This window comes from Leifsonia poae (assembly GCF_027921845.1).
In the GTDB taxonomy this organism is placed as follows: Bacteria; Actinomycetota; Actinomycetes; order Actinomycetales; family Microbacteriaceae; genus Leifsonia; species Leifsonia poae.
Map to the genome: position 1 here is coordinate 158,993 of NZ_BSEN01000012.1, position 26,288 is coordinate 185,280.

Here is a 26,288-nt window from a genome sequence, read left to right on the forward strand (position 1 = left end):
AACAACGGACCACCGCGGAAAGCTTGTATTAATTGCCCCCACTACGGGGCTGCGCCTACCCCCAGTACGGGGAATGGAGGTCTCCCTGTGAAAAGCGATACGCGATTCAGGCATTTCACTGTCGCCGAGTCCTAACATCGGCCTTGACGGTGCCGATGGTGTTTCCTGACGGCGGGTGATCCGCCCGCTGAGAACCCGAGGGGACCAGGTGCGCACTTCGACTCACGAGGAAGTTGGTAGCGACATGGCCGCGAGCGAACTGTCAGCGCAACTCTGGAGGGAACGCGAGCTGCTCGAGCTGCTCCTGTTCAAGCTCGAGGAGGAGCAGCTGCTGTTGACCGCCGGCAAGTCGCGCTGGATCTCGCACGCCACCCGCGAGGTCGAGCAGGTCATGGAGCGCATGCGCGCCGTCGGCCTCGCCCGCACCGTAGAGGTCGCCTCGCTCGCCGACGAGTGGGGCATCAGCCCCGACTCCAGCCTGCGCGAGCTCGCTGCCGCCGCCCCCGACGGCATCTGGTCCGACATCTTCGCCTCGCACCTGATCGCGATGACCGAGCTCACCGCGCAGATCGCCGAGGTGCGCGACACCAACGAACGCCTGCTGCGCGACGCGGCCCGCTCGACCCAGGAGACGCTGAGCGGCCTCTCCGGCGCGGCCGGCGACCCCGGCATCTACGGCGCAAGCGGCGAGAGCCGTCCCGGAACGTCCGGCGCCCGCCTTTTCGACACCGAAGCGTAAGGACCCGGATGAGCACCTTCAGCGGCCTCAACACGGCGTACACCGGTCTCGTGGCGGCCAAGGCCGGACTCGACGTCGTCGGCCAGAACATCGCCAACGCAGGCACCGCCGGCTACACCCGCCAGCGGGTGACGACCTCCGGTGTCCCCGCCCTCAACACGGCAGGCCTGTTCAGCGGCGGCGTCCGCCCCGGCCAGGGCGTGAGCGTCGACGGCATCCAGCGTCTCGACGATTCGACGCTCGACGCCCGCGTGCGCAGCACCACCGCCCTCTCCGGCTACTCCGGAACACGCGCGACCGCGCTCGCCACGCTCGAGGCCTCGCTCAACGAGCCGGGGACCAACGGCCTCTCGACCCAGCTGCAGAAGTTCTGGGCCGCGTGGCACGACGTCGCGAACCAGGCGGGTGAGCAGGCGCCGGCCGGCGTGCTGCTCGGCCAGGCCGGGTCGCTCGTCACCCAGCTGCAGCAGGGCTATCGGGCCGTCGACGACCAGTGGACCGCCCTGCGCACGAACGTCGACGGCATGGTCGGCGACCTCAACCAGGCTGCGACCGAGGTGGCTGACCTGAACGGCCGAATCCGGTCGACCCTCGCCGCCGGCGGCAACGCCAATGAGCTGATGGACCGCCGCGACCTCCTCACCACGAAGATCGCCAACCTCGCGGGCGGCGTCGTCCGCCCTCTCGACGACGGCACCGTGGATGTGCTGGTCGGCGGCAACGCGCTGGTCAGCGGCACGACGGCGAACGCCGTACAGGCCGCAGGCGCCCGTCGCCTCGGCGACGCGACCGGCGACCCCGTGCGACTCGAGTGGGCCCACCGGCCCGGTTCGGCGATCGCCATGGAGGGCGGCGCCATCTCGGGTGCGCTGTCGACGCTCGCGCCGGCTGACGCATCCGGAACCGGCGGCGTGCTCGCCGAGGCGGCGGCCAGCTACAACGCGTTCGCCGTGACCCTCGCACAGAAGGTCAACGACGTGCACCGCACCGGTTCCACCCCGGGCGGCACGACCGGGCTCGACTTCTTCGCCATCGACGCCACCCAGCCGGCCGCGCTCGGCCTGTCGGTGGTGCCGACCTCCGTGAGCCAGATCGCCACCGGCACGCCCGGGGCAGGCGGCAGCGACGGCAGCATCGCCGACGCGATCGCCCAGCTGGGCACGGGACCGGATGCCGTCGACAAGCAGTGGGCCGCCTTCGTGGTGCGCGTCGGCGTCGCGAGCAAGACGGAGGGACAGCAGTCTGATCTCGCCGATCTGGCGTCCTCGGCGGCCACCAGTGCTCAGCTCTCGAACTCCTCCGTCGACCTCGACGAGGAGAACATGAACCTGCTGGCCTTCCAGCACGCGTACCAGGGCGCCGCCCGCGTCATGACCGCCGTCGACGAAGCTCTCGACGTGCTCATCAACCACACCGGATTGGTCGGGAGGTAACCGTGTTCACCCGCGTCACCAATGCCACACAGGCACTCAGCGCACAGCACGCACTGCAGTCGAACCTGCAACGGCAGACCGCGCTGTACGACCAGGCGACGAGCCGCCGGCAGATCACCAAGCCGTCGGACGACCCGACGGCCACGGCGAGCGCGCTCAACATCCGCTCCGACGCCGCTGCGACGAGCCAGTACGCCCGCAACGCCGACAACGGCGACGCCTGGCTGACAACGGCCGACTCGACGCTCACCTCGGTCGAGAGCATCATGGGGCGCGTCCGCGACCTCACGGTGCAGGGCGCCAACGACGGCGCACTCTCCCCCGAGGCCAAGGAGGCGATCGCCACCGAACTCGACGGCCTCAAGAAGAGCCTGCTCTCGGCCGCCAACACGACCTACCTCGGCCGCACGGTCTTCGCCGGCAACTCGAGCGCCGGTGTCGCGTTCCAGCCCGACTACAGCTACACAGGGGTCGCCGGGAGTACAGTCGAACGCAGAATCGGGCCCGATACGACAGTGCGGGTGGATGCCGACGGCGCCGCGGTCTTCGGAAGCGGCGCGACCTCGGTCTTCGCTCTCATCGACAACACGGTCAACGACCTGCGCACCGGGGTCAACGTGGGACCGAGACTCACTGAGATCGACGACCGGACGAAGGCAATCGTGGGAGAGCACGCAGAGATCGGCGGCCGTCAGACCCGCATCGACAAGGCGAAGGACACCCTCGCCGTCGCCGGCAACTCCCTCGAGGCGCAGCGCTCCTCCCTCGAAGACGTCGACCTCAGCAAGGTGCTCCTCGACCTCAAGACGCAGGACGTCAACTACCAGACCGCCCTCGCCGTCACCGCACGCGTACTCCAGCCGACCCTGATGGACTTCCTCCGATGAGCGCTCTGACCTTCCTCACGCCCCCTCCCGGACTCGAGCCGCTGAGCGAGTTCGAGCTCACGCCCGTCGCCGGGGCGGCCGGTCTGTACACGCTGCAGGCCGTCGAGCGTCCCGAGATCCGCATCTTCGCGATCGACGCGGGCACGCACCTCCCCGGCTACTCCCCCGAGCTGCCGGATGACCGTGCCGCCGAACTCGGCGTGACGAGCGCCGATGAGGTGCTCGCCCTCGTCGTCGTGAATCCGTCGCACGAGGGCAGCACGGTCAACCTGCTGGCTCCGGTGCTGGTCAACCGCGCCACCGGCGCGAGTCTGCAGCTCGTGCTCGAGGACGACTCGTTCCCCGTGCGCGCCGAACTCGCCTCGCTCGCCCGGGCCTAGCCGGCACCCCTTCTTCGCCCGCGCTACTTCTTCTTCGCCGGCGCTACTTCTTCTTCGCCGGCGCCGCCTTCGGCGCGCACGGCGCGTAGGTGGCCAGTAGGGCCACCTGCTGCTTCTCCGACCACGGGAGGCTCGCGACGACCTTCGCACCCGCCTTCTTGGCCGGCACCTTGGCGACGATCGAGGCGAGCCGTTGGGCGAGGGCCTGCACATAGCCGGGGCCCGGGGTCGAGTTGTTGAGCGCAACCACGATCGTCAGGCCGGAGCTCGGGTCGCTGAACATCGCAGAAAGGGAGCCCGGCATCGCTCCGACGCTTCCGCGCAACGGACCGAGCTGCAGCATCCCGAGCCCGTAACGGTGCCACTGCGAGCCGATCGCCAGGCTCTTGTCCTGCTCAGCCGCGCTCTTCTCGGTGAGCAGCGAGCCGCTGGCGAGCGCCTGCACGAAGCTCTTGAGATCGGGGACATTCGAGATGACTCCCCCGGCCGTCCACCCCATCGACGGGGACAACATGCTGACGTCCGTCACCGGCTGGGTGCAGAGGGGCTGCCCCGCGCCGTTCAGCGGGCTCTGGTAACCGGCCGGATGCGGGCCGGGAACGGTCAGGTCGCCTGAGGCGGGGAACGAACTCGAGTTCATCCCGAGGCGGTTGAAGACGTACTGTGCGTAGAGGTCTTTCCAGCTCTTTCCCGCGGCGTTCTGCAGGGCCATGCCCAGCAGAATGTAGCCGGCGGACGACTGCCCGAACTTCTGACCCGGCGTGCCGTACGGCTTGGTGGCGAGTCCGTCGCTCACCAGCTCGAGCGCCGGCCACTCACGGGTGGGGTTGGCGATGAAGTTCGCGCGCAGCTGGGGAACGTAGTCGCCGATTCCGGAGGTGTGCTGACACAGCTCGCGCAGGGTGACTCCCGAGACGCCCACGAAGCCCGGCACGTACTTGGTGACGGGATCGTCGAGCTCCACCTTTCCGTCGTCGACCATCGAGAGCAGCACCGAGCAGGTCATCGGCATCGTGTTCTCGGCGATCCGGAAGCCCATGTTCGGCGTGACCGGCGTCGTGCCCTTGACCGCGGTCGTGCCGATCCCGGCAGTCCAGCTGCCGGCCCACGGCGCCCAGACGCCCACCATGGCCGCCGTCGACCCGGACTGCTTCACGGCGTCGGTGACGGCGTCGGTGAGCTTGGCCGTCACGTCGGACGAGAAGCCTCCGGCCACCTGGTCGGGGACGCGCGCTGTGCCGCTCGCGTACGGGGTGCAGGCGGCGAGGAGCAGGACGAGAGCGCTCGCCAAACCGACGACGGTGACCCGCCGGACCCCGCTCGGTCGTCGTTGCATGTTCCATCCCCCGATGGTTCGTGGTGCGCTGTCCAAGGATTCTAACCTCCCGGTCGAGGGCGGCCTGGACCGCGCGCCAGGACCGCGACATACGATCGTCGCCATGGAGAACTTCAGCCGGGAGATCGTCGACGCGGTCCTGCGCCACATGAACACGGACCATCGCGACGACAACGTCGTCATCGTGCGGGCGAACGGCGCACCGGATGCCTCGGATGCGGAGATGACCGCGTTCGACACGGCCGGCGGGGTCTGGCGCGTGGCCGGCGGAGAGGAGCTGCGCATCCCGTGGACCGTCCCGGTGACCGAGCGGGCGGACATCCGGCGCGCCGTGGTGCTCCTCTACCGTGCGTCGTGCGCCGTACTCGGCGTCGAACCGCGTACCGAACAGGGGTAGCGGCGACGCGGCGACCACCGACCAATCCGTTCCGCGCGGGCTTCCGAACACTGAGAGAACACGGCGCACGCCGTGTGTTTCCACTAGGAGGAACGAAATGCGCACATCACCGAACCGCCTGGTCGCCACGATCTTCGGCGCGGTCTATCTGGTCGTCGGACTGCTCGGCTTCGCCTACACGGGCGGCGTCGGCTTCGTCGCGACCAAGGGCGGACTGATCCTCGGCATCTTCGAGGTCAACCCGCTCCACAACATCGCCCACCTGCTGATCGGCGCGGCCCTGCTGATCGCCGGACTCACGCGGGTCGCAGCGGCCAAGGCGGTCAACACCACCGTCGGCGCCGTCTACCTGCTGCTCGGCATCGTCGGATTCTTCCTGGTCGGCACCGGGGCGAACATCCTCGCACTGAACACCCCCGACCACTTCCTGCACCTCGTGAGCGCGATCGTGCTCCTCGGTGTCGGTCTCGGCGCCGAGCGAACCGTGCGCGCGAACTCGGCCGTCGCCTGACCGACTGCCATGGCGAGAACACTGATGGGGACTTCTGTGGGGATGTCCGGAACAGTGACCGGCGCTGAGCGGACCGAGCCGATGCCGACGGTGACGTCCGTCGCCCCGGCCACCCGGGCCTGGCTCGCCGTGGCCGCGCTCGGGGCGGGACTGCTTCACGCAGCTCTCGCCCCGAGCGCACCCCTCCCGGCCCTGATCGTCCTCGTGGCGATCGGGGCCGCGGAGCTCACCTGGGCGGCGGCGACCTTCGCCCGGGAGCGCCCGCCCCTGCTGCAGGCGTCCCTCTACCTCGCGCTCCTCCCCGTCGCGCTGTGGGCTGCCGTCGCCTCCGCCGGGGCCGCAACGGGCACCGGCACGATCCTCGCGCTGCAGCCCCTCCCCCTCGCCGTCGCATCCGGCCTCGATCTCGCGGTCGCCGCGACGGTGGCCGTCGTGCTCCGACGCCGCCGGCCCGCGCGTGACTCGGGTGCCGTCCGGTTCGTGCTGACGCTGCTCGTCAGCGCCGCGGTCGTCTCCGGGGTGACCATCCCGGCCCTCGGCCTCACGAGCGCCGGCCTCTCCGCGGTCAGCGTGCATCTGCAGCACAGCGGCCACCACTGACCCGCAGCCGCCCGGATCTGCGGCTCCGCTCCGATCCGCGGCGGCCGACCATCCGTGTCGCCGCCCTCCCCTCCGCAACTCCGGAACTTCTGCCGCCTCGCGGCCGCCGTTCCGGAGTTGTGCGTTCACCGGCGGCGTGTCGGCCCGAGGTTCCGGAATTGCGGGCGCGCCAGACCTTCCTGGCAACCTTCTGGCCGCGGGTTCCGCCGTCGCCACCGCTCCCCTAAACTTAGGTAACCCTAAATCGGGCCGTCGACCTTTCGACCTCAGGAGCATCGTGGCCGATATCATCCCCTTCTCGCAGGCGTTGCGCGAGCGCACCCGCCCCGACCACGGGTCGAGCGAGGGCGCCGATTTCATGCAGAACCTCATGATCGGCAAGGGCACCCGCGACGACTACATCTCCCTGGTCGCTCAGCACTACTTCATCTACGACGCGCTCGAGACGGCAGCGACCCGGATGCTCGCCGATCCGGTCGCATCCGTGTTCATCACCCCCAAGCTCACGCGGCTGCCGGCGATCGAGTCCGACCTGGAGTTCCTGCTGGGCGGCGACTGGCGGGATCGCGTCGCACCACTGCCCACCACCGAGCGCTATGTCGCGCGCATCCGGGAGGTGGGGGAGTCGTGGCCGGGCGGCTTCATCGCGCACCACTACACCCGCTACCTCGGCGACCTCTCCGGCGGGCAGATCATCCGCACCCTGATGCAGCGGCAGTTCGGGTTCGAGACGAACGGTGTCGGCTTCTACCTGTTCGCCGAGATCGCAAAACCCCGCGAGTTCAAGGATGTCTACCGGGCGCAGCTCGACGCAGTGGACTGGGACGACGCCGAGCGCGAGCGGGTCATCGACGAGGTCATGCTCGCGTACCGCTTCAACACGGGGCTGTTCGAAGACCTCGCCGCCGCCAAAGCCGCCGCCTAGCCCGCTCCCCGCCCGGCCCGCTCCCGGCCCCGTCCCCGTTTCGTTGAGGGGCGGCAAATGCAGGTCCCTACGGCGTGTTTAGCTGACTTTGCCGCCCCTCAACGAAGCGCCCCCGACGAAAAGAGCCCGCGTCAGCGGGTGGTGAGGGCGAACGAGGCTTTGCCGAACTTCACGACGGAGCCCGGATCGACCTCGTGCCGCACGTTCGGGTCGCAGGAGTAGGCGCCGTCGCCCGGGTAGACGATCGTGGTGCCGTTGGCCGATCCGAGGTCGAGCACCCAGAACAGCCCGTCGTACTGCCCGAAGGCGAGGTGCGCGCGAGAGACCGACTTGGTCTCGTCCGCGATCTCGATCAGCTGCACGTGAGCCGGGTCGTCGAGTTCGGTGCCCGGCGTGTGCACCGCGGGATTGCGGCCGATCACGCCGTTGCCGGAGGTCTCGATGTGCTGGCCGTCACTGAAGTCGAGGATGAACGTCACCGCCATGTGCTTCTCCAATCCGGGTATGAGGTCAGGGCGAATCCGGGCACGAGGTCAGGGCACGAGGTCAGGGCAGGCTGGGCGTGCGCGGCCGGGTGCGCATGAAGCGCTCGACGTCGGGGTCGACCATGATGTCGCTCGGACGCAACGGGCGCGACAGGTAGAGCCCGTCGAGCGACGTGATGCGGCTGAGCGCCACGTAGGTCTGGCCGGGGCTGAACGCGCGGGTGCCGAGGTCGACGATCGCCGAGTCGTAGGTCTTGCCCTGCGACTTGTGGATGGTCACCGCCCAGGCCAGCCGCAGCGGGAACTGCGTGAACTCGGCGACGACGTCTTTGGTCAGCTTCTTGGTGGCGGGGGAGTACGAGTACTTGAACTTCTCCCAGATCGCCGGCTCGACCTCGTGGATCTCACCGTCGACGTCGACGTACACGTTCGAGTCGATGCGCGTCACCGTGCCGATCGTGCCGTTCACCCAGCGGGGGCCGTCTCCGCCCTGACCGACATCGTTGCGCAGGAACATCACCTGCGCCCCCACCTTGAGCTCGAGCGTCTCGTCTGCCGGATAGGCGCGGCCGCCGAAATCGCCGCTGACCTCGGCCTTGGCCGTGAGCGCGCGGCCGGGCAGCCGTTCGAGCGCCTGGGCGTTGATGCGGTTCACCGCGTCGTTGCGGCTCGCCAACGTGATGGTGCCGTCGCTCGGCGCCGGCCGCGCCCCCATCTCGTTGAGGCGGTCGGCGATCTCCTTGGTGACCTGACCGTGCCGCACGGCGTTCAGCATGTACTTGAAGTCGGACTCGTGCTGCCGGTGGATCTCCACCAGCTCCACGATCTTCAGGTCGGCTTCCAGCCAGATGCGGGCGTCGAAGAACCACATCGACCGGTAGTTGTCGCCGAAGTAGGCCCGCTCCTCGGGGTCGCCGGGAACCGGTGCGAGTTGGTACGGGTCGCCGAACAGCACGATCTGCGCCCCGCCGAAGGGCTCCTTCGGTCGCTGCCTCGCCTGACGCAGGCTGCGGTCGATCGCATCCATCAGGTCGGCGTTCACCATCGAGACCTCGTCGATGACCAGGGTGTCGATGCTGTTGAGGAGCTTGCGCAGTTCCGCGCTCTGCTCGATGTCGTGGTCGGCGATGACGCCGATCGGCAGCCGGAACAGCGAGTGGATGGTCTGGCCGCCGACGTTCAGCGCCGCGACGCCGGTCGGTGCGCTGATCACGAGGGACTTCTCGGTGTTCCACGCGAGATGGTTGAGCAGCGTCGATTTTCCGGTGCCGGCGCGGCCGGTCACGAAGACGTGCTCACGGGTGTTCTCGATCAGTTCGAACACCGCCTGCTGCTCGGGCGAGAGGGTGAGGCGGCCCATCCGAGTCCCTTCGTTCGCACGACGTAGCCGAACTACTCTAACCCGCTCACGGATGCCGGAGGCCATTGTCCACAGGACCATAGGATGGCCTCATGGGTGGGGATGAGACGGACGGTTCGCCGGCACATCCCCTCGCCGCCCTGTCGCCGCGCACCCGCGTCGCCCTCCTCTGGTCCGGCATCGCCGTTCTTCTCCTGCTCGCGTTCTTCGCGGCGGTCGGTGCGCTGCAACGCGGCCCGTACAGCGCCGGCGGTTTCGTCTCGGCCTACCTGGACTCCCTCGCCGATCACGACGTGAACGCCGCCCTGTCCATGCCGGGCGCCGACCCCACGGCCCCCTCCCTCCGCGCCCAGGGTCTGCCGAGCGCGCCCTCCCGCGAACTGCTCCGGTCCGACGTGCTGCCGTCGCTGACGGGCATCCGGATCGTCTCCGACGACGACCTCGGCACGGGGGAGCACCTGGTCGCGGTGCAGGCGAAGGCCGACGGGCACCCGGTCGCCGCGCGCTTCAGCGTTCGTCAGACAGGCGCCGTTCTCGGTCTGCTCCCCACCTGGCGCTTCGCCGCGACGCCGCTCACGGTGGCTCGCATCACCGTCGAGCACGCCGACACGTTCACCGTCGGCGGCCACACGCTCGAGCCGCGCGCCGCCGCAGACCTGCCTCCCGACGCCTTCAGCGTCGCGGCCGACTACCTGGTCTTCGCGCCGGCCGTGTATTCGCTCGGCCACAGCGACCAGTACACCGAGGCGAAGCCGGTCACCCTCACCGCACGCATGCCGGGCAGACAGGTCGAGGTGAGCGTGGTGGCCCAGCCGAACGCCGCGTTCGTCGAGAAGACCGAGAAGCAGCTCGACGCCTACCTCGACGGCTGCGCCGAGCAGCACGTGCTGCAGCCGACCGGATGCCCGTTCGGCGTCGTGATCGACGATCGGGTCGAGGGCGTGCCGACGTGGAAGATCGTGAAGTACCCACCGGTGACGATCACGGCGGGGGAGCGCGGCTGGATGATGCCCGACAGTCAGGGGATCGCCCACCTCTCGGTGACGGTGCAGTCCCTGTTCGACGGGACGGTGACGAAACGGGAGAGCGACGAGCCGTTCGCCGTCTCGCTCTCGACGATCACCATCCGCGACGACGGCGGCCTCGACATCACCGTGGCGGACTGACCGCCGCGAGCGCGGCCGCAGCCGCCGGCTAGCGGGAGGCGCCGTCGCGCGTCGCCAGCTTGGCGAGGCGCTCGTTGTACGCGTTGAGCTCGGCCTCACCGGTGCGGTCGGCGTTGCGATCGCGGCGCTTGGTCTCGCGGTCGTCGTTCCTGCCCCACTGCACGGCCACGATGATCGCCAGGATGACCGTGGGGATCTCGCCGACGCTCCAGGCGATCCCTCCGCCGGTCTGCTGGTCGACGAGCGGCAGCGCGCCCCAGGTGCGGCCCATCGAGCCGAACCAGTCGGCGAGCAGCAGCCCCTGGGTGGTCATGATCGAGAGTCCGAAGAACGCATGGAACGCCATGGTTCCGAGCAGGAGGATCAGCCGGAACGGATACGCCAGCCGGTACTTGACCGGGTCGATGCCGATCAGCGACTGCACGAACAGGTAGCCCGTGATCAAGAAGTGCACGATCATCCACTCGTGCCCGATGTGATCCGTTGTCGCCCAGCGGAAGAGCGGCGTGTAGTAGAAGGCCCAGAGCGAGCCCGCGAACAGCACGGCGGCCACGATCGGGTTCGAGATGACCGCGGCGAAGCGCGAGTGCACCGCAAGCAGGATCCACTCCCGGCCGCCGCGCGAGCCGTCGTTCCGCTTGCGGATGGCCCGCACGGCGAGCGTCACGGGCGCACCGGGAACCAGCAGCAGCGGCACCATCATGGTGAGCACCATGTGCGCCAGCATGTGGGTCGAGAAGAGGTACTTCTCGTACACGTTGATGCCGCCGGACGTGATGTAGAACAGCAGCACGAGGCCGGCCAGCCAGAGGATCGTGCGGTGGATCGGCCAGCGGTCGCCTCGCTTGCGCAGGCGCCACACTCCGGCCAGGTAGAAGAAGGCGGCGAAGGCGCAGCCGAGCACCCACAGCAGGTCGAAGTTCCAGCTCGTGACGAGCCGGCCCCAGGTGAGTTCGGGCGGCAGCTTCTCCCCAGTGAGGATCTCCGCCGGGGTCGGAGTGGTGCCGAGCTTCTCGGCGACCGGCGTCGCGGTGCGGGCGAGGGCGGCCGCCACACCGGAGGCGATCCCCATGAAAGCGAGCTCGGCAGTCACCAGCCACCAGAACGCGCTGCGGGATCCGCCGGCGGAGAGCCGCCCGATGAGGTAGCGGCGCTGCAGCACGCCGAACAGGCCGAGCGCCCCCAAGGCCGCCACCTTGATCAGCACCAGGATGCCGTACGGCGTGGCGAGCTGCGCGAGAGTGCCGACGCGCAACTCGGCGTTGACATAACCGGATGCTGCCACCACGATGAACGCGATCAGCGCCAGCGTCGAGTAGCGCTCCAGCACCGTGACGAGCCGCCCGCCCTCGAAGCGGCGGCGGAGGACGATCATCGTGACCAGACCACCCAGCCAGATGGCTGCGAACAGCACGTGGAGACCGAAGGAGGTCACCGCGGCGTCGTGGCCGGCGGCATCCGCGCTGTGGCCCTGCTGCGCCATCGGGATGATCGAGGCGATGGCGAGCGCGGTGACGAAGATGAGTGCGGTGTGGTTGCGCACCGCGAAGCAGAGCACGGTCACCGCGGCGGCGATGAGCGTGATGCCCAGCCAGGCCTGCCCGAGTGACACGCTCGTGATGAACGAGCTCAGGCCGTTGGTGAACGTCGCGTCGAACGACAGCGGCACATTGGAGGCGCTGACGAAGGTGAAGAGACCGGTCACCGCGGACGCGACGGTCATGACGGCGGCGGAGCCGGCGGCGAAATCGAGGGAGGCGCCGAACTCGGGCTTGCCCGGGCTGAACGCGAAGCAGGCGAGCACGAGGGCGCCGATCGCGCCCGCCGCGCTCAGGTTGACGATGAGCGTCGCCGTGGGGAGGCCCCAGCGCACGAGAGCGCCCGGATCGGCCAGCAGAGGGGCGGCCGCGCCACCACCGAACGCGAGTGCCGCGACCATCGCGAGGACGGCGACGATCAGCAGCACGGCTGGGCCGGCTATCCGGACGATTCGGGGCACCGGACAAGCCTACGTCGAGGCCGCTGAGAGGCTGCACACAGCCGGTCCCGATGCGCGTGGCCGAGCGGGAGGATCACGCGGATGCGACGAGGGCGGCACCGCAATCGCGGCACCGCCCTCGAGGAAGCAGGTGAGACTACTTGACAGCAGCCTTGAGCTTCGAACCAGCGGTCAGCTTGACGCGGTGGCCGGCCGGGATGTTGATCTCGGCGCCGGTCTGCGGGTTGCGGCCGGTGCGGGCAGCGGTCTCGGTGCGCTCGGCGGCGAGCCAGCCCGGGATGGTGACCTTGCCACCGTTGGAGACGGTCTCCGCGACGGTGGCGAAGAATGCGTCGAGCACGCCACCGACGGCAGCCTGGCTCTGACCCGACGATGCGGCGATCGCGGCAACGAGCTCGGTCTTGTTCAGCGACTTGTCAGCCATTGAGTGTCCTCCTCGGACCTTGTGCTGTCTTTACAGCTTCTTAGTGGAACGGTTGAGGCCACGCGGGCCGTTACGTTTGGTCGGTTCGACCGCCTCGAATGTATCAGAATCCCGCGAGAACACGCGGATTCCCGGCGTTTTTCGCCAACTAGGTCGATGAATCCACAGACTCGGGTACGACGAAGGGGTGCCCGGCCGAAGCCGGACACCCCTCACGAGTGTTCGTCGCGCTGATTACCAGCTGGACTTGGTGATGCCGGGCAGCTCGCCACGGTGTGCCATGTCACGGAAGCGGACACGCGAGATCCCGAACTTGCTGAGGTTTCCGCGCGGGCGGCCGTCGACGGCGTCGCGGTTGCGCACGCGGATCGGCGAAGCGTCGCGGGGGAGCTTCTGCAGGCCCAGGCGGGCCGCTTCGCGCGACTCGTCGGTGCCGTTCGGGTCGACGAGGGCCTTCTTGAGCTCGGCACGCTTCGCGGCGTAGCGCTCGACGATTACCTTGCGCTGCTCGTTCTTGGCGATCTTGGACGTTTTAGCCATGTCTTAGCGCTCCTCTCGGAAGTCGACGTGCTTGCGCACTACGGGGTCGTACTTCTTGAGCACGAGACGGTCGGGGTTGTTGCGACGGTTCTTCTTGGTCACGTAGGTGTAACCGGTTCCAGCCGTCGAACGAAGCTTGATGATCGGACGGACGTCCTGCTGCTTTGCCATTAGATCTTCTCCCCACGGGCCAGGAGGTCCTTGACCACGGATTCGATGCCACGGGCGTCGATGACCTTGATGCCCTTGGCGCTCAGGGTCAGGGTGACGTTACGGCGAAGCGACGGAACAAAGTACGTCTTCTTCTGGATGTTCGGGTCGAAACGACGCTTCGTGCGTCGGTGCGAGTGCGAAATGTTGTGTCCGAAGCCGGGAACGGCTCCAGTCACCTGGCACACTGCTGCCATTGCTGTTCTCCAATACCGCGGAGCCGAATGCTCCGCCCAAGGTCACTTGTCGGCACGCTCAACGCCCGTCATCCGAGGAGTTGGGGGTTTGCGTACGATCGAAGTGGGAGAGGCCCACTCGACCAAACATCAATACTACGCGACGGATGGCCGCCGCGCCAATCACGCCGTCAGGCGGGGCGCGAGCAGTTCGCGCACAGCCCGAACACGTCGACGACGTGCTGCGCCTGCGTGAACCCGTGCGACGCCGCAGCTGCCTGCGCCCACTGCTCCACCGCATCCGCCTCGATCTCGACCGTGAGCCCGCAGTTGCGGCAGATGAGGTGATGGTGGTGACCCGTCGTGCACGCCCGGTAGAGGCTCTCGCCGTCGGGCGACTGGAGGGAGTCGGCGTCGCCCTCCGCGGCGAGATCGGCGAGCGCCCGGTAGACGGTCGCGAGGCCGATCGGGGAGCCCGTCTCGTGCAGGCTCAGGTGAAGCCCTTGCGCGCTGATGAAGCCCTCCGTCGAGGTCAGAGCCTCGCGGACGGCCTCTCGCTGCCAGGTATTGCGTTTCACGTCATCCAGGCTATCCCGCCAGCCTCACGGGACGCCGGGAACCCTGACGGGCTCCGACGATCCGGCAGATGACGTAGATGACGAACGAGATCGTGGTGACGTAGGGGCTGATCGGCAGCGACCCGCCGAGGGCGAGCATGATGCCGCCGACCACGGAGACGAGCGCGAACGCCACACTCAGCAGCGGCACGGCCAGCGGCGACGACGAGATGCGCATCGCGGCGGCGGCCGGCGTGACGAGCAGGGAGAGCACGAGCAGCGCGCCCACGATCTGCACCGACACCGCGACCGCGAGCCCGAGCAGCACCATGAAGGCCAGCGCGACGAAACGCACCGGTACGCCGCGGGAGGCCGCGACATCCGCATCCAGGCTGTCGAAGCTGAGCGGGCGCCACATCAGCAGCAGGCCGACCACGACGACGGCGCCGATCACCATGAGCCAGCCGAGCTGCGGATCGTCGACCGACACGATCTGACCGGTGAGGAGTCCGAACTTGTTCGCGCTGCGCCCCGGATACAGGGCCAGGAACAGGATGCCGAGTCCGAGCCCGAACGGCATCAGCACGGCGATGATCGAGTTGCGATCGCGCGCCTTGGCACCGAGGATCCCGATCAGGATGGCCGCGATGAGCGATCCGGCGAGCGAGCCGAGCACGACATTCACGCCGAACAGCAGGGCGGCGGCGGCACCGGCGAACGAGAGTTCGCTGATCCCGTGCACGGCGAACGCCATGTCGCGCTGCATCACGAAGACGCCGATCAGTCCGCCGACGATGCCGAGCACGGCGCCCGCGAAGATCGAGTTCTTCACGAGCGCGAGCAGTTCGCCGTAGTTGGCGAAATTGAACAGCTGCGACCAGAGATCGGGGGAGTCGGCGAGGTGGGCGATCATCGTGCCGCCTCCCGGTGGTCGTCGTGGGCGTGGTCGTGCGTCTCCGCATCCGGGATGCCCACCACGACGATGCGGCCGTGGGTGCGGATCACGTCGACGGGAGTGCCGTAGAGGTCGGTCAGCACGTCGCTGCGCAGCACCTCTTCCGGCGTCCCCTCGCGGAACCGGCCGCCGGCGAGGTAGAGCACCTTGTCGACCATCCCGAGCACGGGGTTCACATCGTGGGTCACGAACACCACCGCGCTGCCATGGTCGCGCCGGCGCCGGTCGATGAGCTCGCTGACCCCGCGCTGGTGCTGCAGGTCGAGCGAGAGGAGGGGCTCGTCGCAGAGCAGGAGGGCCGGGTCCCCGGCGAGCGCCTGCCCCACCCGCAGGCGTTGCTGCTCGCCGCCGGACAGCGACCCGACCGCAGCGTTCGCGTACCGGCGGGCGCCGACGGCATCGATCAGCCGTTCGACCTGATCCCGGTCGGAGCGCGAAGGGATCGGCAGCCCCCAGCGGTGGCCGTTCACGCCGAGCGCCACCAGGTCGCGGGCGCGCATCGGGGTACCGGGGGAGATGAGCTTCTGCTGCGGGATGTAGCCGATCCTGCGGTCGCCGCGGCGAACCGGATGCCCGTCGAACTCGATCGTGCCCGCGTCGAGCCGCTGCTGACCCAGGATCGTCTTCAGCAGGCTCGTCTTGCCGGAACCGTTCGGCCCGAGCACCGCGACGAACTCGCCGGCATGCACGTCGAGGTCGAGCCCGCTCCAGAGCGTGCGGTCCCCGAAGCCGAGGTCGGCGTTGCGGAGGCTGAGCACGACCGGACCCTCGGACGGGTCGGGGACCCGATCGAGGGGTTCGGTTTCGGGACCACCCGGGTTGGTCGTCACGCGCCGAGGGCTTTCGCCACGGCGTCGATGTTGCCCGTCATCCAGCTGTCGTAGTCCTTGCCGCTCGGGAGGGTCTCTGTCACCGGCACGATCGCTACGCCGGCCTTCTTGGCGGCGGAGAGCACTCTCTCGGTCTCCGGCCCGCTGGTCTGCTCATTGTAGGCGAGCAGTTTCACGGCCTTGCTGTCGAACAGGTCGACGGTCTTCTTGAGCACGGCGGGGGAGACGTCGGTGCCGGCCTCGATGGCCTCGCTGAACGCGGCGGGGGTCTTGTCGACCAGGCCGATCGCCTCGAGCAGGTAGAGCGGCACGGGTTCGGTGATGGCGGCGCCCTCGCCGGCGTGCGTCTTCTTCAACTCCGCCGTTCTGGCCTCGAGCGCGGTGAGCTCGGCGGCGAAGGCCTGCCCATTCTTCGCGAACGTCGTCGCCTGGGCGGGATCGGCCTCGGTGAGCGCCGAGACCAGTCGGTCGGTGAGCTTCTGCATGGTCGGGAAGTCGTACCAGACGTGCTCGTTCAGCTGCCCATCGACAGCCTTCTTGCCGGAGATGTCGACCGCGTTCAGCACGGTGGCCTTCGATTTCGACGAGGCCAGCATGGTGTCCATGAAGTCGTCGTAGCCTCCGCCGTTCTCGATGACGATGTCGGCCTTCGAGATCGCGAGCTGGCTCTGGGCACTCGCCTCGAACGAGTGCGGATCCTGCGCGGGGTCGGACATGATCGAGGTGACGGTCACGGCGTCGCCGGCGATGCTCTGGCCGATGTCGCCGTAGACATTGGTGCTGGCGACCACCGAGAGCGTGTCGGACGTGCGACCGCCCGAGGCGCCGGCGGAGCCGGTCGAGCATCCGGCGAGCGCGAGCGTCACGGCGGCTGCGGCGGAGAGGGCGAGAGTGGAGACGAGGGTGCGCGTCTTCATGGGGGGACCTGTCTAAGTCGTGATGGACGGCCGATTGCGGCCACACTCGACGTTAGCTGTTATTGATAATGATTGTCAAAACCACGAGGACGCCGTCAGTCGAAGCGCACGAAGGTGCGCAGCACGCCGCCGTGCACGTCGCGGGTGTCGCCGAAGCCGAGCGACTCGTAAAAGGCCTTCTGCGCGGGCTCGTCGTCGGTCAGCAGCACCTTCTGGCGCACATCCGGATACGCGTCGAGCAGCGCCGACACCAGGCGGCGGCCGAGGCCGGTGCGCTGGGCATCCGGGTGCACGAGCACGTCCTGCAGGTACAGGATGCTCGCCCCGTCGGTCACCACGCGGGCGAGGCCGACCAGGCGGTCGCCGTCGCGGGCGGTCGCCACCAGGGTCGATCCGGCGAGCGCGCGTACGAGTCCGTCAGGGTCCTTCGTGTACGCGCTCCAGCCGACCGCCTCGTAGAGGGCGAGCGCTTCGTCGCGCCCGACAGCGCCCGCAACGCCCCCCGCGTCGATCACGACCACGCTGCTCCCGCTACCGCTCCCGCTCCCGCTCCCGCTCATCCCGCCAGCCTAGGCCGAGGCCAACGCAATCGAGTCCGAACTTGTTGCACCGGACACGCCGACACGGGCTGCAACAAGTTCGGACTCGATTGCGTCGGGCTCAGGCGGGATGGGCGGCGGGGCGGGCGAGGGCGGGGCGGGCGAGGGCGGTCGGGTGCACAATGGGCGGATGACCCGAGCGGCGGGGACGAAGACGGGGGAGCGGCGCGGCGCGTGGCGCACGCCGCAGCTGCGGGACGACGGCGACCAGCGCCATCCCGTCGGCTGGCTGGAGCTGTTCTTCGACCTCGTCTTCGTCGTCATCGTCGCCGTGCTCGCGAGCGGCGTCGACGAGACTCACGATCTGGTCGCCTTCACCGTGCAGTTCATCGCGGTGTTCTGGATCTGGAACGCCTTCACCTACTACACCGAGCGTTTCGAATCCGACGGGATCGAGACGAGGGTCTTCACCTTCATCGCCATCCTGAGCGTCGCCGGCCTGGCCATCTGGGGACGCGACGGACTCGGCTCGAACTACCTCGGCTTCGCGTTGTCGTACCTGCTCGCCCGCAGCCTGAACATCGCCCTCTGGCTGCGCGCCGGGTATCACGTGCCGCGTTTCCGACGAGCAGCGTTCGGCTTCTTCGGCGGATTCCTCGTGTCGGCCGTGCTGATCGTCGTGAGCTTCTTCGTTCCGCACGACGTGAGACTCGTGCTGTGGACGGCGGCCGTGCTGCTCGAAATCGCCACCCCGGCGATCACCGCACGCTTCCAGGCCGGGCTCCCGCCGATCACCGAGGACAAGTTCCCCGAGCGCTTCGGGCTGTTCACGATGATCGTGCTCGGGGAGACGGTGGCGGAGGTCATCCAGTCCGTCGCCGTGGCGAACACTCTCGAGCGGCTCTCGGGCCTGACGATCGCGGATGCTGCACTCGGCCTCGCGATCGGCTTCGGGATGTGGTGGGTCTACTACGACTTCGTCGCGCGCCGGCCGGTGCGGCAGCGGTTCGGCATCGTGCTCGCGTGGGTGTACCTGCACATGATCATGCTGATCGGGATCGTGCTGGCGGGGGTGGGCATCGCCCTCGGGCTGCACGACACGGCCGCGCCCATGGAGCCCTTCGACCGCTCGCTGCTGCTCGGCGGCGTCGCCCTGGTGCTCGTCACGATCGCCGTCATCGAGACGACGCTGGCGCGCGCCCCGGATGAGCCGACGGCTCCCGTGCTCAGCCCGGCGCTCAAGGCGGGAGCCGGAGTCGTGCTCGTCCTGCTGGCGATCCTCGGGCCCCCGCTCGCGCCCACCGCCGTGCTGCTGATCACCATCGCGGCCCTGGCGGTGCCCGCCGTGTACGGCGCGGTCGTCTGGTACCGCGAGCACTGAGCGGTCGAGTCAGAGGAAGACGACCGCGCTCGGCTCAGTCGAGCAGCAGCGCCGGCTCTTCGATGATGCTCGCGACGTCGGCGAGGAAGCGCGACGCGACATCCCCATCGACGATACGGTGATCGAACGAGGCGCCGAGCGTCGTGACGAAGCGCGGGCGCACCTCGCCGTCAACGACCCACGGCTTCTGCTTGATCGTGCCGAGCGCGACGATGCCGACCTCGCCCGGGTTGAGGATCGGCGTACCGGTGTCCATCCCGAACACGCCGATGTTGGTGATCGTGATCGTGCCGCTGGCCATGTCGGCCGGCGAGGTCTTGCCGTCGCGCGCGGTGATCGTCAGCTGCTCCAGCGCGGCCGCCAGCTCGAGCAGCGACATGTCCTGGGCGTCCTTGACGTTCGGCACGATGAGCCCGCGCGGCGTGGCCGCGGCGATGCCGAGGTTCACGTAGTGGCGGATGATGATCTCCTCGTCGGTCCACGACGAGTTGACCGTTGGGTTGCGCCGCACCGCCCAGATGATGGCTTTGGCCATGATCAGCAGAGGCGACACCTTGACGCCGGCGAAGTCGGGCGAGTTCTTGAGCCGCTTGACGAACTCCATCGTGCGCGTCGCATCCACGTCGACGAACAGGCTGACGTGCGGGGCGCTGAACGCGCTCGACACCATGGCGTTCGCGATGGCCTTGCGCACTCCCTTGACCGGGATGCGCTCCTCACGGTCGTTCGGCCACTCCGGCGTCTGCAGGTTGCGGAACACCGTGGCCTGCGTCGCCTCGCGCAGCACGTCGTCACGGGTGATGTCGCCGATCGGGCCGGTCGGCGTCACCTGGGTGAGGTCGACGCCGAGGTCTTTGGCGAGCTTGCGGATCGGCGGCTTCGTGATGACGGGAGGGTGCGGCGTCGTCGCGATCTCCGGGCGCACCGTGAGCGGCGCCGCCGAGGCAGCGGGGGCTGCGGAGGCCGCCGGCGCCGAAGCGGCAGGCGGGGTCGGTGCAGCGGGAGCCTGTGCCGCAGGTGCCGCAGCGGCCGGAGCCTCGGCGGTCGTCGCTGCAACGGTCACGGGGATGGCGTTGGTGCCGGGGTGGCTGACCCGGCGGCGGCGGCTGGAACCGTGGCCCGACGCGCCGTAACCGACGAGCGGGGCCTCCGCCTTCTCGGCCGCGGGAGCAGCATCCACCTCGTGCGAGACGCTCGCGGCGGTGTCCGTCGCGGCCTCCTGCACCTCGGTCACCGGTTCGGCGACAGGGGCGTCCACTGCTCCTCCGGCGTTCGAGACCGTGATGATCGGGGTTCCGACGTCGACCGTCTGCCCCTCCGACACCAGCAGTTCGCCGACGACGCCCTCGAACGGAGAGGGAAGCTCGACGAGTGATTTGGCCGTCTCGATCTCGACGATCACCTGGTTGACCGCCACAGAATCACCGGGGCCGACCTTCCAGGAGACGATCTCCGCCTCGGTCAGGCCTTCGCCGACATCCGGGAGGAGGAACTTGGAATCGCTCATGCTGCCACTTCTTTCGGTCCGGTCAGTAGGAGAGGCTGCGATCCACGGCTTCGAGCACGCGGTCTGCATCCGGAAGGTACATCGCCTCGACCTTCGACGGCGGGTAGGGGGTGTCGAACCCGGATACCCGGATGACCGGTGCCTCGAGCGAGTAGAAAGCGCGCTCGGCGACCGTGGCTGCGATCTCCGATCCCACGCTGGCGTTGCCCTGGGCCTCCTGCACGACGACCAGGTGTCCCGTCTTGCGAACCGAGTCGAGCACAGGGCCGTAGTCGATCGGCGAGACGGAGCGCAGATCGATCACCTCGAGGCTGGTTCCCTCCTCGGCCGCCAGGTCGGCGGCGTGCAGCAGGGTCGACACCATGGCGCCGTGCGCGACCACGGTCACGTCGGTGCCGGCGCGGGCGACCCGCGCGGAGTGCAACGGTGACGCGTTCTCGGCGAGGTTGACCTCGCTCTTGACGAAGTAACGGCTCTTGGGCTCGAAGAACAGCACGGGATCGTCGGAGGCGATGGCCTCCTGGATCATCCAGTACGCGTCGTGCGAGTTGCTCGGGCTGACGACGCGCAGGCCGGGAGTGTGCGCGAAGTACGCCTCGGGGCTCTCCGAGTGGTGCTCGATCGAGCCGATGTGGCCGCCGTACGGCACGCGGATCACGATCGGCATCGTGACCGTTCCCTCGTGGCGGTTGCGCATCCGGGAGAGCTGGGTGGTGATCTGGTCGAACGCGGGGAAGATGAACCCATCGAACTGGATCTCGCACACCGCGCGGTAGCCGCGCATGGCGAGACCGATCGCGGTGCCCAGGATGCCGGACTCGGCGAGCGGGGTGTCGAGCACGCGCTGCGGCCCGAACTCGGCGTGCAGGCCTTCGGTGACGCGGTAGACGCCGCCCAGCGGGCCGATGTCCTCGCCCATCAGCAGCACCTTGGGGTCGTTCGCGAGCGCATCGTGCAGGCCCTTGTTGATGGCCTTGCCGAGCGGCATCGAGACGATGGGGTTCGCGGGGACGACAGGGGCCGCAGGCTCGGCGACCGGCTGCGCGGCGGCGGCCGGCTGCGCGGCAGCAGGCACTGCTTCCTGCTCGGTGGCCTGCGGTGCTTCGGGGGCGTCGACCTCGACGGCGTCGACGACCTCGTCCGCCTCCGCCTCGGCCTCCTCCTCGAACTCCGACTTCGGAACGTCGCCCTGCTCGAGGTCGGGGTCGGCGTTCACCTGGAACGCCGCGGTGATGTCGACGGGCGCAGAGCCCTCGGCGACCGTGTCGGGCTCGGGCTCGACGATCAGCACGTCCTCGGTCGGCGTGGCATCGCCCGCGCCATCCTGAGCGCCGTGCTGGGAATCGGGGGCGGTGGTGGTCTCGTCGACGAGCTCGGCCTCATGCACTTCGAGCTGCTCGTCTTCGTCGCCGACGCGGTCGGCGATCACGGGGAAACGCTGGTTCAGGTCGCTCATGCGCGCTCCTCATCGAAGGACGCCTCGTAACGCTGCGCCCATTCCTTCTGCTCGGCGATCAGCGGGTGCGGCTCGGCATAGACGTGGTCGAAGATCACGTCCATGGGCGGCGGGACCACCTCGAGCAGCCGGCGCCGGGCATCGGCCGCGAGGTCGGCGGCCTCTTCGTCCACCGACGCGAAGAAGGAGTCGCCGACGCCGAGGTCGGAGAGGTACGTGCGGTAGCGCGCGATCGGGTCGCGGGCGATCCATGACTGCAGCTCGTCGTCGGTGCGGTATTTCGTGGGGTCGTCGGCGGTGGTGTGCGCGCCGACGCGGTAGGTCACGGCCTCGATGAGGGCAGGGCCTTCGCCGGCACGCGCCTCGTCGAGCCACTTCTTGGTCACGGCGTAGCTCGCGAGCACGTCGTTGCCGTCGACGCGCGTGCCCGGGATGCCGAATCCGCTCCCGCGCAGGTACAGCGGCGTGCGCGACTGGCGCTCGACGGGCACCGAGATGGCCCACTGGTTGTTCTGCAGGAAGAAGACCTGGGGCGTGCGGTAGCTCGCGGCGAAGACCAGGGCCTCGCTGACATCGCCCTGCGACGACGCGCCGTCACCGAAGTAGACGACCACCGCCTCATCCTTCTCCGGGTCGCCCGTTCCGGCCTTGCCGTCGAGCTGGATGCCCATCGCGTAGCCCGTGGAGTGCAGGCTCTGCGAGCCGAGCACCAGGGAGTAGAGGTGGAAGTTCCCGTTCTCTGCTGGGTTCCAGCCGCCGAGCGTGACGCCGCGGAGCATCCGGAGGATGTCGACCGGGTCGAGACCGCGGATCATGCCGACGACGTGCTCGCGGTACGAGGGGAAGATGTGGTCCTGGGGACGCGCCGCGTGGCCGGAGCCGACCTGGGCCGCCTCCTGGCCGTGGCTGGGCACCCAGAGGGCCAGCTGGCCCTGACGCTGCAGGTTCGCGGACTCGTGGTCGAACCGGCGCACCACGACCATGTCGCGGTAGAAGCGCCGGTAGTCGTCTTCACCGAGACGCTCGAGATAGGGGAGGTATTCCGCGGCCTCGTCGGTCGGCTGGAACCGGCCATCAGCCGTCAGCAACTGGACGGTGTTCGCCGGGCGCGGGTTATCGTTCGTTGCAGCCACCGTACTAACCTAACCGCTTGGCCGGGTGCCCATTTGGTAGGTTCCGCACAAGATCGGCTGCGACCTGAAGGAGTTTCTCCACAGATTCCTGCTCCCCGACGCTGATCCGGATGCCCTCCGGTGCGAATGCGCGAACGGTCAGTCCGGCATCGAAGAAGGCATCGTTCGCCCAGGCCGTCTCGTCGCCGGTCGCGAGCCAGATGAAGTTGCCCTGCGCCTGCGGAACGTTCCAGCCCTGCGCGATGAGCGCATCCCGGAGCTCGTCGCGACGCATCGCGACCCGCGCGACGCGCTCCATGAGCTCGTCCTCCGAGTCGATCGACGCGAGCGCGGCCACGCGGGCGGCGTCGATCACCGACAGCGGGATCGCGGCGGAGCGGGCCGCGTTGAGCACCGCCTCCTGACCGACGGCGTAGCCGATACGGAGCGCGGCGAGCCCGTAGGCCTTGGAGAAGGTGCGGAGCACGACCAGGTTCGGGTAGCGGCCGAGCAGCGGGATGCCGTCCACCGACCCGTCGTCGGTGACGAACTCGTAGTAGGCCTCGTCGAGGAGCACGAGCAGGTGCGGCGGCACGGCCGCCATGAACGTCTCGAACTCCGCGGCCGTGACGATCGGGCCGGTCGGGTTGTTGGGGGTGCAGACGATGACGACACGGGTGCGATCGGTGATCGCCGCCGCCATCGCGGCGAGGTCGTGCGAGCCGTCGGCGCGGTTCGGAACCTGCACACTCGTCGCACCGGCGACGGTCACGAGACCCGGGTACGCCTCGAACGAGCGCCACGCGTAGACGACCTCGTCCCCGGCTCCGGCGGCGGCGGAGATCAGCTGCGCCAGCAGGGAGACCGAGCCGTTGCCGAGGTGCACCTGTCCCACGCCGATGCCGTGGCGCTGGGCGAGCCGCTCACGCAGATCGAGACCGCCGGCGTTGGGATAGCGGTTGAGGTCGCCGAGAACGGCGCCCACCGCATCCACCACCGAGGGCAGCGGAGCGAAGGGGTTCTCGTTGCTGGACAGCTTGAAGCCGTCGGCCGGTGCCGCGCGTCCCTGCTTGTAGGCGGGTACGTCCACGATCTCCTGGCGCAGCTTCACGCCGGGGGCGTCTTCAGAGCTCACAGACCCAACTTACCCGCGGCCGCATTCCGCAGGGGGAATTCCTCGCACGCCCGATTGGCGGCGCAGGGGTACAGAATCCCGGTCACGCTGCCATCATGGTGCCATGCGATTCCTCCTGCGCCTCATCATCAACGCGTTCGCGCTCTGGCTGACGACGCTCATCGTCTCGGGTGTCACCGTCAAGCCGTACGACCCGGGAACCCTCCCGACCGTCCTCACCTACCTGCTGATCGCCCTGATCTTCGGTGTGGTGAACGCGATCGTCGGCACGGCCATCCGGATCGTCGCCTTCCCGCTGTACATCCTGACTCTCGGGCTCATCTCGTTCATCGTGAACGGTCTCCTCCTACTGCTCGTCGCGTGGATCAGCAGCCTGATGGGCTTCGGCCTCTACATCTCGGGCTTCTGGTGGGGCGTGCTCGGCGCGCTGGTGCTCGGCCTGATCGCCTGGCTGCTCGGGCTCGTGCTACGCCCGCTCACCCGCCGGGACTAGCCTCCGGCGCCGGCCGTGGTGCGGATGCGCGAGAATAGTCGCGTATCCCACCACGCAAGGAGCCTCATGACCGCCCTGCCTCCCCAGCCGCTGAGCCCCCTCGACGGCCGTTACCGCCAGGCGGTCCTCGGCCTCGGCGACCACCTCTCGGAGGCGGGCCTCAACCGGGCCCGTGTGCAGGTCGAGGTCGAGTGGCTGATCTATCTGACCAGCCACCGGATGTTCGGCTCGTCGCCCCTCACCGAGGCGCAGGTCGAGTCGCTGCGCGCGCTGGCCGCCGACTTCGGGCAGCCCGAGATCGACCGCCTCGCCGAGCTGGAGGCCACCACCAAGCACGACGTGAAGGCCGTGGAGTACTTGGTGCGCGAGCGCCTGCACGCGCTCGGTCTCGACTCGATCGCGGAGCTCACGCACTTCGCCGCCACGAGCGAAGACATCAACAACCTTTCGTACGCCCTCACGGTGAGCGCCGCGATCAACGAGGTGTGGCTTCCGAAGCTCCGCTCGGTCATCGGCGAGCTGCGCGCCCAGGCGATCGAGTACCGCGACGACGCGATGCTCGCCCGCACGCACGGTCAGCCGGCGACGCCCACCACGATGGGCAAGGAGCTCGCGGTCTTCGCGTACCGCCTCGAGCGCGTCGCGGCTCAGGTCGACCGCACCGAGTACCTCGGCAAGTTCAGCGGGGCCACAGGAACCTTCGCCGCGCACGTGGTCGCCGATCCGGATGCGGACTGGCCCCGCATCTCGCGCGAGTTCGTCACCAGCCTCGGGCTCGAGTGGAACCCGCTCACCACGCAGATCGAGTCGCACGACTGGCAGGCCGAGCTCTACAACCGCGTCTCCCACGCCAACCGCATCCTGCACAACCTGGCCACGGACATCTGGACCTACATCTCGCTCGGCTACTTCCGTCAGACGCCGGAACCCGGCGCCACCGGATCGTCGACGATGCCGCACAAGGTGAACCCCATCCGGTTCGAGAACGCGGAGGCGAACCTCGAACTCAGTTCCGCGGTGCTCGACTCGCTCGCCGCCACCCTCGTCACCAGCCGCCTGCAGCGCGACCTCACCGACTCCACCACGCAGCGCAACATCGGCGTCGGGCTCGGCCACTCGCTGCTCGCGCTCGACAACATCCAGCGCGGCCTCGGTCAGATCGCTCTCGACCGCGACCTGCTCGCCGCCGACCTCGACGCCAACTGGGAGGTGCTCGGCGAGGCGATCCAGACCCTGATCCGCGCGGAGGTCACCGCCGGCCGGTCGCAGATCACCGACCCGTACGCGCTGCTCAAGGAGCTCACCCGCGGCAAGCGGGTCGACCGTGATGGGCTGGCTGAGTTCGTGGCCGGACTCGATCTCAGTCAGGCGGCCAAGCAGCGCCTGCTCGAGCTCACGCCGCAGACCTACACCGGCGTCGCATCCGCCCTCGTCGACTACCTCTGAGCCCAGAGTCGCCGCCGCCATCGAGTCCAGGAGAAATCAGCCGTCGGGTCGCGATGACCCCGATTTCTCCCGGACTCGATTACGTCGGGCTTCGGGGTGAGAGGGCCGGGCTCAGTGGGGGGCCGGGCCGTCTTTCTTCTGCTCGGCGTTCTGCTCTTCGAGGTCGTGCACCTCGGCCGCGTTCGGCTTGAACGCGAGGGCGAACAGGGCCATCAGCACCAGCGAGAGGATGAAGGCGACGCCGAGCGCGATGCCGGCCAGAACGAATTCCCGGGTGGAGATGAGAACGATCAGGCCCACGAACACGCCGAGAGCGGCGGAGATGCCGAGCAGCTCGGTGGGCAGGAAACGGTCTCGACGGCTCGGCTGGGTGCTGGAAGTCACGCGGGGGT

The 26,288-nt window shown here is 68.8% G+C and carries 30 protein-coding genes; 12 read left to right on the forward strand and 18 right to left on the reverse strand.

Translation table 11 applies throughout. The features are described 5' to 3' along the window. Positions 1-244 precede the first annotated feature (244 nt). The 4 genes from PKE84_RS12800 to PKE84_RS12815 are packed head-to-tail and all read left to right on the forward strand — an operon-like array spanning position 245 to position 3,439. Positions 245-739, forward strand: a complete 495-nt coding sequence (locus PKE84_RS12800; protein WP_271177637.1) for a flagellar protein FlgN — start codon at positions 245-247, stop codon at positions 737-739. An 8-nt stretch (positions 740-747) separates the two neighbouring features. Continuing rightward, complete coding sequence (gene flgK, locus PKE84_RS12805) at positions 748-2,172, forward strand: flagellar hook-associated protein FlgK (RefSeq protein ID WP_271177638.1); 1,425 nt, start codon at positions 748-750, stop codon at positions 2,170-2,172. Positions 2,173-2,174: 2 nt separating this feature from the next. Beyond that, positions 2,175-3,059: a flagellar hook-associated protein FlgL gene (gene flgL, locus PKE84_RS12810; RefSeq protein WP_271177639.1), complete on the forward strand. Its 885-nt coding sequence runs from the start codon at positions 2,175-2,177 to the stop codon at positions 3,057-3,059. Next, positions 3,056-3,439, forward strand: a complete 384-nt coding sequence (locus PKE84_RS12815; RefSeq protein ID WP_271177640.1) for a flagellar assembly protein FliW — start codon at positions 3,056-3,058, stop codon at positions 3,437-3,439. The genes flgL and PKE84_RS12815 overlap by 4 nt, the downstream gene beginning before the upstream one ends. A 43-nt stretch (positions 3,440-3,482) precedes the next feature. Here the strand turns inward: PKE84_RS12815 and PKE84_RS12820 are convergent, their stop codons facing one another. Further along, entirely contained in the window at positions 3,483-4,775 is a 1,293-nt protein-coding gene (locus tag PKE84_RS12820; RefSeq protein WP_271177641.1) for a serine hydrolase domain-containing protein, read from the reverse strand. Positions 4,776-4,878: 103 nt separating this feature from the next. On the opposite strand from PKE84_RS12820, the gene PKE84_RS12825 reads away from it, so the two are divergent. The 4 genes from PKE84_RS12825 to PKE84_RS12840 all read left to right on the forward strand — a co-directional run bounded on the left by PKE84_RS12825 (position 4,879) and on the right by PKE84_RS12840 (position 7,208). Beyond that, entirely contained in the window at positions 4,879-5,172 is a 294-nt protein-coding gene (locus PKE84_RS12825) for a DUF2470 domain-containing protein (protein ID WP_271177642.1), read from the forward strand. Positions 5,173-5,269: 97 nt separating this feature from the next. Beyond that, complete coding sequence (locus PKE84_RS12830; RefSeq protein ID WP_271177643.1) at positions 5,270-5,683, forward strand: DUF4383 domain-containing protein; 414 nt, start codon at positions 5,270-5,272, stop codon at positions 5,681-5,683. A 42-nt stretch (positions 5,684-5,725) separates the two neighbouring features. Next, entirely contained in the window at positions 5,726-6,283 is a 558-nt protein-coding gene (locus tag PKE84_RS12835; RefSeq protein WP_271177644.1) for a hypothetical protein, read from the forward strand. 277 nt (positions 6,284-6,560) lie between these two features. Continuing rightward, positions 6,561-7,208, forward strand: a complete 648-nt coding sequence (locus tag PKE84_RS12840) for a biliverdin-producing heme oxygenase (protein ID WP_271177645.1) — start codon at positions 6,561-6,563, stop codon at positions 7,206-7,208. A gap of 131 nt (positions 7,209-7,339) precedes the next feature. Here PKE84_RS12840 and PKE84_RS12845 read toward each other — a convergent pair whose 3' ends face one another. Then, a complete protein-coding gene (locus PKE84_RS12845) occupies positions 7,340-7,693 on the reverse strand; it encodes an FHA domain-containing protein (protein ID WP_271177646.1) in 354 nt (117 codons plus the stop codon). A gap of 61 nt (positions 7,694-7,754) precedes the next feature. Beyond that, positions 7,755-9,053: an ATP-dependent DNA helicase gene (locus PKE84_RS12850; protein ID WP_271177647.1), complete on the reverse strand. Its 1,299-nt coding sequence runs from the start codon at positions 9,051-9,053 to the stop codon at positions 7,755-7,757. Between the two features lie 92 nt (positions 9,054-9,145). Between PKE84_RS12850 and PKE84_RS12855 the strand changes: the two genes are divergently transcribed. Next, positions 9,146-10,219: a hypothetical protein gene (locus tag PKE84_RS12855; protein WP_271177648.1), complete on the forward strand. Its 1,074-nt coding sequence runs from the start codon at positions 9,146-9,148 to the stop codon at positions 10,217-10,219. A 28-nt stretch (positions 10,220-10,247) separates the two neighbouring features. Here PKE84_RS12855 and PKE84_RS12860 read toward each other — a convergent pair whose 3' ends face one another. The 10 genes from PKE84_RS12860 to PKE84_RS12905 all read right to left on the reverse strand — a co-directional run bounded on the left by PKE84_RS12860 (position 10,248) and on the right by PKE84_RS12905 (position 17,387). Further along, entirely contained in the window at positions 10,248-12,158 is a 1,911-nt protein-coding gene (locus PKE84_RS12860) for a bifunctional copper resistance protein CopD/cytochrome c oxidase assembly protein (protein WP_373877144.1), read from the reverse strand. A gap of 196 nt (positions 12,159-12,354) precedes the next feature. Continuing rightward, entirely contained in the window at positions 12,355-12,642 is a 288-nt protein-coding gene (locus tag PKE84_RS12865; protein WP_271177650.1) for an HU family DNA-binding protein, read from the reverse strand. Between the two features lie 234 nt (positions 12,643-12,876). Beyond that, complete coding sequence (gene rpsN / locus PKE84_RS12870) at positions 12,877-13,182, reverse strand: 30S ribosomal protein S14 (protein WP_271177651.1); 306 nt, start codon at positions 13,180-13,182, stop codon at positions 12,877-12,879. 3 nt (positions 13,183-13,185) lie between these two features. Next, a complete protein-coding gene (gene rpmG, locus PKE84_RS12875; RefSeq protein WP_085367414.1) occupies positions 13,186-13,353 on the reverse strand; it encodes a 50S ribosomal protein L33 in 168 nt (55 codons plus the stop codon). After that, positions 13,353-13,589: a 50S ribosomal protein L28 gene (rpmB, locus tag PKE84_RS12880; protein WP_055857759.1), complete on the reverse strand. Its 237-nt coding sequence runs from the start codon at positions 13,587-13,589 to the stop codon at positions 13,353-13,355. The genes rpmG and rpmB overlap by 1 nt, the downstream gene beginning before the upstream one ends. Before the next feature lie 170 nt (positions 13,590-13,759). Beyond that, the gene (locus tag PKE84_RS12885; RefSeq protein ID WP_271177652.1) at positions 13,760-14,146 is read right to left on the reverse strand and encodes a Fur family transcriptional regulator; all 387 of its coding nucleotides are present in this window, start codon (positions 14,144-14,146) and stop codon (positions 13,760-13,762) included. A 10-nt stretch (positions 14,147-14,156) separates the two neighbouring features. Further along, positions 14,157-15,038, reverse strand: coding sequence for a metal ABC transporter permease (locus PKE84_RS12890; RefSeq protein ID WP_271177653.1), 882 nt, complete (start codon positions 15,036-15,038; stop codon positions 14,157-14,159). Then, positions 15,035-15,838, reverse strand: a complete 804-nt coding sequence (locus PKE84_RS12895; protein WP_271177680.1) for a metal ABC transporter ATP-binding protein — start codon at positions 15,836-15,838, stop codon at positions 15,035-15,037. Before PKE84_RS12895 ends, PKE84_RS12890 begins: the two co-directional genes overlap by 4 nt. Positions 15,839-15,906: 68 nt before the next feature. After that, positions 15,907-16,827 (reverse strand): metal ABC transporter solute-binding protein, Zn/Mn family, encoded by a 921-nt coding sequence (locus PKE84_RS12900; RefSeq protein ID WP_271177654.1) that lies wholly within the window; start codon positions 16,825-16,827, stop codon positions 15,907-15,909. A 95-nt stretch (positions 16,828-16,922) separates the two neighbouring features. Next, complete coding sequence (locus PKE84_RS12905; RefSeq protein WP_271177655.1) at positions 16,923-17,387, reverse strand: GNAT family N-acetyltransferase; 465 nt, start codon at positions 17,385-17,387, stop codon at positions 16,923-16,925. Between the two features lie 169 nt (positions 17,388-17,556). Between PKE84_RS12905 and PKE84_RS12910 the strand changes: the two genes are divergently transcribed. Then, complete coding sequence (locus PKE84_RS12910; protein ID WP_271177656.1) at positions 17,557-18,747, forward strand: low temperature requirement protein A; 1,191 nt, start codon at positions 17,557-17,559, stop codon at positions 18,745-18,747. Positions 18,748-18,781: 34 nt separating this feature from the next. Here the strand turns inward: PKE84_RS12910 and PKE84_RS12915 are convergent, their stop codons facing one another. The 4 genes from PKE84_RS12915 to PKE84_RS12930 all read right to left on the reverse strand — a co-directional run bounded on the left by PKE84_RS12915 (position 18,782) and on the right by PKE84_RS12930 (position 23,957). Continuing rightward, positions 18,782-20,254 (reverse strand): dihydrolipoamide acetyltransferase family protein, encoded by a 1,473-nt coding sequence (locus PKE84_RS12915; RefSeq protein ID WP_271177657.1) that lies wholly within the window; start codon positions 20,252-20,254, stop codon positions 18,782-18,784. Positions 20,255-20,276: 22 nt separating this feature from the next. Then, entirely contained in the window at positions 20,277-21,242 is a 966-nt protein-coding gene (locus PKE84_RS12920; protein WP_271177681.1) for an alpha-ketoacid dehydrogenase subunit beta, read from the reverse strand. A gap of 464 nt (positions 21,243-21,706) precedes the next feature. After that, positions 21,707-22,843: a thiamine pyrophosphate-dependent dehydrogenase E1 component subunit alpha gene (locus PKE84_RS12925; RefSeq protein WP_271177658.1), complete on the reverse strand. Its 1,137-nt coding sequence runs from the start codon at positions 22,841-22,843 to the stop codon at positions 21,707-21,709. A gap of 4 nt (positions 22,844-22,847) precedes the next feature. Then, the gene (locus PKE84_RS12930) at positions 22,848-23,957 is read right to left on the reverse strand and encodes a histidinol-phosphate transaminase (protein ID WP_271177659.1); all 1,110 of its coding nucleotides are present in this window, start codon (positions 23,955-23,957) and stop codon (positions 22,848-22,850) included. Positions 23,958-24,060: 103 nt separating this feature from the next. Here PKE84_RS12930 and PKE84_RS12935 point away from each other — a divergent pair, with 103 nt between their 5' ends. Both PKE84_RS12935 and purB read left to right on the forward strand, forming a co-directional pair. Beyond that, the gene (locus PKE84_RS12935) at positions 24,061-24,450 is read left to right on the forward strand and encodes a phage holin family protein (RefSeq protein ID WP_271177660.1); all 390 of its coding nucleotides are present in this window, start codon (positions 24,061-24,063) and stop codon (positions 24,448-24,450) included. A gap of 66 nt (positions 24,451-24,516) precedes the next feature. Beyond that, positions 24,517-25,896: an adenylosuccinate lyase gene (gene purB / locus PKE84_RS12940; protein ID WP_271177661.1), complete on the forward strand. Its 1,380-nt coding sequence runs from the start codon at positions 24,517-24,519 to the stop codon at positions 25,894-25,896. Positions 25,897-26,007: 111 nt separating this feature from the next. Here purB and PKE84_RS12945 read toward each other — a convergent pair whose 3' ends face one another. Further along, a complete protein-coding gene (locus PKE84_RS12945) occupies positions 26,008-26,280 on the reverse strand; it encodes a hypothetical protein (protein WP_271177662.1) in 273 nt (90 codons plus the stop codon). Positions 26,281-26,288 lie beyond the last annotated feature (8 nt).